Source organism: Leisingera sp. (assembly GCF_034669605.1).
Lineage (GTDB): Bacteria > Pseudomonadota > Alphaproteobacteria > Rhodobacterales > Rhodobacteraceae > Leisingera.
In genome coordinates this window covers 1-4,788 of sequence record NZ_JAXMOX010000277.1, presented here as the reverse complement: position 1 = coordinate 4,788, position 4,788 = coordinate 1, and the positions used below count along the sequence as shown (strand labels likewise).

Genomic DNA, 4,788 nt, shown 5'->3' with positions numbered 1-4,788 from the left:
CTTTCTGGATCAGCTTCTCCACTGCATCCAGCGCCTTGTCATCGCGGGGAATGCAGATGGTGATCGCCTTGCCGGCGCGGCCGGCGCGTCCGGTGCGTCCGATCCTGTGAACGTAATCCTCGGCATGGCCGGGCACGTCGAAGTTGAACACATGGCTGACGCTGGGCACATCCAGGCCCCGCGCGGCCACATCCGAGGCGACCAGGATCCGCAGGGACCCTTCGCGGAAGCCGTCCAATGTCCTGGTCCGCTGGCTTTGATCCAGGTCGCCATGAATCGGCGCCGCGTCATAGCCGTATTTCTTCAGCGATTTGGCAACGATATCCACGTCCGACTTGCGGTTGCAGAAGATGATTGCATTGGTGAGCTTGTCGCCCTCATTGTCGATCAGCGCCCGCAGAACGGTACGCTTTTCGCTGCCCTCGCGGTCACGGCGCGATGCCTTGAACTGCACCACAGCCTGTTCGATCGTTTCCGATGCGGTGGCCTGCCGTGCGACTTCAATGCGCTCGGGGCCGGACAGGAAGGTGTTGGTGATCCGCTCGATTTCCGGCGCCATGGTGGCCGAGAAGAACAGCGTCTGGCGGGTGAACGGTGTCAGCGAGAAGATGCGCTCGATATCGGGGATGAACCCCATGTCCAGCATCCGGTCGGCTTCGTCCACCACCATCACCTGCACGCCAGTCAGCAGCAGTTTGCCGCGTTCGAAATGGTCCAGCAGACGGCCGGGGGTGGCGATCAGCACATCGACGCCCTTGTCGATCAGCGCGTCCTGTTCCTTGAACGAGACCCCGCCGATCAGCAGCGCCTTGGTGAGCTTTACATGCTTGGCATAGGTGTCGAAGTTTTCCGCCACCTGGGCCGCCAGCTCGCGGGTGGGGCACAGCACCAGGCTGCGCGGCATCCGGGCGCGGGCGCGGCCGCGCGCCAGCAGCGTGATCATCGGCAATGTGAAAGACGCCGTCTTGCCGGTGCCGGTCTGAGCGATTCCCAGAACATCGCGCCCTTCCAGCGCAGGCGGAATCGCTCCCGCCTGGATGGGAGTGGGGGTTTCATATCCAGCTTCCTCAACAGCTTTGAGGACCTTGGGATTAAGGTTGAGATCGGTGAATTTTGTCATATGCATCCGTCATTGCGGACACTGACCTGGCCCGCGCGTGTGTGTTGCAGCCGACTCCGCAAAGGTCATGCGGGATGGCAGCTGCCGGCTCGTGAGGCGGCATAGCAAAATCCTGCGCGATCGTCAATTAATGCCGGATTTTGCAGCGTTTTTGTCCGGGTCTTTTGCAACAGAGCGACAATTCAGCCGAATTCTGGAAAGTGTTTCCGCCGTTTCCTGGCTAAATCCAGTTTTCGAATCTTGAGCAGCCCCGCGGCGCGCAGGCGGTCCCTCAGGCCTGCGCTGTCGGCGCAAACTTCGTCGAAAAAGGTCCGCAGGCCGGCTTCGCCCTGATCCGACTCGATAGAACTGAGCAGCTCATGCGTCGTGATTCTCCCGGGCTCTTGCGGCCGGGCGGGGGCAAGTTCGGCCCGGTAGGAGCCTTTTTGCAGCCGGTAGCGGTAGTGGCTGATCCAGCTCTGCCAGTCGGCTGCGTGGAAATGGCACAGCTCCATGCCGTCCAGTTCTGCGGCGCCGGGGTTTTCCGTCTCGCCCAGAAAGGCGTTGTGAATGCGCAGGCTGAGCCCGTCAATGCCGGTCCGGACAAACAGTTTGCCCTGAACGTGGCTGAGAAAACCGCCGCGCAGCACCCGGCCGAACCGGGGGTAAAGCTGATCAGCGGGGCCGCCGCGCTGTGCGGCGGCAACATATCCCTTGAATGCCGTTCCATCACCGCCGGCCAGGGCCTCGATCGGCCTGACCCGGGCGCATTGGGTCGCTGGCGGCTGCGCTGCAAGCCGGCTGGCGGGCAGGCTGTCCGACCACAGGAACTCATCCACGTCGCAATGCAGCAGCCAGCTGACATCCTTGGCCTGACGCCGGTAAGCTCGATTGGCATTTATGGTCTGCCGCACCTGATGCCGCGCCGGGCGGCCCTTTTGCTGCCAATACCCGTCATCGCATTCAACCACGCGGATTTTCGGATGCGCTTTCAGCAGCGGATAGGCGTCCGGGCAGGGGGCATCCAGATAAAGGAACAGCCGGTGCGCTCCGGCGTCCAGATAATGCGCTGCAAAGGAGAGGATCTCCGCGGCCTCGGCCTTGATCGTGCTGACCACGCCCCATTTGACCGCACTATCGCTCATCTGAGGCCGATCTGTCTTTGTAGCGCTGAATGCGCCCGAAAATGCTGCGCGGGTCACTCATCACCATCCGCAGCATGCGCATGCCCAGCGGCTGCAAGACCGTGTCATTCTCCGAATACCGCCACAGCCGCGCCAGCATGTTCATGTCCAGATCGCCATGAGGCAGGGAATAAGGCTCCAGTCCAAAGCCCAGATCATCCGGTCGCGGACCGCCGCGGGAGCGCGGAAAACCGTCGCTGTTCCTGCGCCCGCTCTGGCGGCGCTCGCTGTCGTGCAGCTTGATCAGGTCGAACAGCATCATCAGCCCCTGACCGCCCAGACGCTGATCGATGGTTTCACCGTGGTCGCCAAAGGTGGTCGCAGCCGAAATCAGCCAGCGGACGGGCAGTTCAAGGGCCAGAGAACCGCCGTGCTCCCTCCAGATCCGCAGGAACAACTGCTGCGCCTCCGGCGGCGGCGACCGCCTGCGCAGGATAGCGATACACACAGCATGCAAAGCCCAAAGTTCCGGCTGGCCGAGAAACTCGGTCCGTATCAGCGCCCGCTTGCGCAGGGCATGCCTGCGGTCTTCGGGCATGTCGATCATTTCCGGCGCACCGTCCACGCGCTGCGCCTTCAGAGCGTTCAGATCGATGTCCAGGGGCGGAAGCACTGACAGGGGATCGTCAAACGGCGTCTCGCGCTTTTCGAGCCGCCGCATGAGCGTGTAAAACCCGCCAGGATAGTGTTCGTGTTCCAAATCCAAGGCGGGCTTCAATGCTCTGATTTCTCTAAAGGGCCGTCGGTTACACCATCATTTCCTTGGTCGCGGTCAGTTTCAAGTCCGGATAGTCGCGCACCACCCGGTCGATGTCCCATTGCAACCGCGTCAAATACACCACATCGCCGTCGTGATCACGTGCGATGTGCTGCTTGTTGGCGTCAGTGAACTTGTCCACGGCTGCCCGTTCGCCGCTGACCCAGCGGGCCGAGGTGAACTGGCTGGCCTCAAACCGCACCGGCAGGCCGTATTCCATCTCGATTCGCGAGGCCAGAACCTCGAACTGCAACTGGCCGACAACACCAACGATGAATCCGGAGCCGATCGAGGGCTTGAACACTTTGGCAGCCCCTTCCTCGGCAAACTGCATCAGCGCCTTTTCCAGGTGCTTGGCTTTCATCGGATCGCCCGCCCGCACGCCTTGCAGCAGTTCCGGCGCAAAAGACGGGATGCCGGTCACCCGGATCGCCTCGCCCTCGGTCAGCGTATCACCAATGCGCAGCTGGCCGTGGTTCGGAATGCCGATGATATCGCCGGCCCAGGCCTCTTCCGCCAGTTCGCGGTCAGAGGCCAGGAACAGCACCGGATTGGAAATCGCCATCGGCTTTTTGGTGCGCACATGGGTCAGCTTCATGCCACGCTTGAAATGCCCCGACGCCATCCGCACGAATGCCACCCGGTCGCGGTGCTTGGGGTCCATATTGGCTTGAACCTTAAAGACAAATCCGGCGACCTTCTGTTCCTCCGGCGCCACCTGCCGGGGCTGGGCGGATTGCGGCTGCGGTTCGGGGCCATAGGCGCCGATGCCGTCCATCAGCTCCTTCACACCGAACGAGTTGATCGCCGAGCCGAACCAGATCGGGGTCATATGGCCTTCGAGCACCGATTGCGGATCCAAGGCCGGCAGCAGCTCGCGGGCCATCTCGACCTCTTCCAGCAGCTTCTCCAGCAGATGCGCAGGCACGTGTTCACCCAGCTTGGGATCATCCAAGCCGTTGATTTCAATGCTTTCCGCCACCTTGTTACGGTCGGCGCGGTCCATCAGCTCGAGCCGGTCGCGCAGCATGTCGTAACAGCCGATGAAATCCCGGCCGACGCCGATGGGCCAGGCCGCCGGGGTTACGTCGATCGCCAGGTTCTGCTGGATTTCGTCAATGATTTCAAAAGTGTCGCGGCTTTCCCGGTCCATCTTGTTACAAAAGGTCAGGATCGGCAGGTCGCGCAGGCGGCAGACCTCGAACAGCTTCTGGGTCTGGCTTTCCACGCCCTTGGCGCCGTCGATCACCATCACCGCCGCATCCACCGCGGTCAGCGTGCGGTAGGTGTCCTCGGAGAAGTCCGAGTGGCCGGGCGTGTCCACCAGGTTGAAACGGAAGCCACTGAAATCAAACGACATTGCCGAGGCGGAAACGGAGATCCCGCGGTCCTTTTCCATCTGCATGAAGTCCGAGCGCGTGCGCCGCGCCTCGCCCTTGGCGCGCACCTGTCCGGCCATCTGAATCGCACCGCCATAGAGCAGGAACTTTTCAGTCAGCGTGGTCTTGCCCGCATCCGGGTGCGAGATGATCGCAAAGGTCCGGCGGCGGGCAATTTCGGGCGGCAGTTCGGGGCGGGTGGTGACGGAATCCTGCATGAGCGCGCGTATAGCAGGAATGCCGCAAGAGGCAAGAAAAACAGGGGGCGGCAGGCGTGCACTCCCGTGCATCCCACGTGCACCGGGCGGCTGCCTATTCCGATACGCCCGGCGTCCCGCCGGGCAGCGCCCGACCCTCCCCCCGGGAGGG

General features: G+C 62.5%; 4 protein-coding genes. All 4 read right to left on the bottom strand.

The genetic code is table 11. From position 1 onward, the window contains the following. A partial coding sequence (locus VOI29_RS22615) for a DEAD/DEAH box helicase (protein ID WP_323783900.1) occupies positions 1–1,120 on the bottom strand: 1,120 nt, incomplete at its 3' end. Positions 1,121–1,302: 182 nt separating this feature from the next. Continuing rightward, a complete protein-coding gene (locus tag VOI29_RS22610; protein ID WP_323783898.1) occupies positions 1,303–2,244 on the bottom strand; it encodes a glycosyltransferase family 2 protein in 942 nt (313 codons plus the stop codon). After that, positions 2,234–2,989 (bottom strand): hypothetical protein, encoded by a 756-nt coding sequence (locus VOI29_RS22605; protein ID WP_323783896.1) that lies wholly within the window; start codon positions 2,987–2,989, stop codon positions 2,234–2,236. Before VOI29_RS22605 ends, VOI29_RS22610 begins: the two co-directional genes overlap by 11 nt. 40 nt (positions 2,990–3,029) lie before the next feature. After that, positions 3,030–4,637: a peptide chain release factor 3 gene (locus tag VOI29_RS22600; RefSeq protein ID WP_323783894.1), complete on the bottom strand. Its 1,608-nt coding sequence runs from the start codon at positions 4,635–4,637 to the stop codon at positions 3,030–3,032. Between the last annotated feature and the right edge of the window lie 151 nt (positions 4,638–4,788).

Coding starts and splice junctions, on each gene's coding strand:
- VOI29_RS22610 (WP_323783898.1), bottom strand. CDS start 2,244: ATGAGCGATAGTGCGGTCAAATGGGGCGTGGTCAGCACGATCAAGGCC.
- VOI29_RS22600 (WP_323783894.1), bottom strand. CDS start 4,637: ATGCAGGATTCCGTCACCACCCGCCCCGAACTGCCGCCCGAAATTGCC.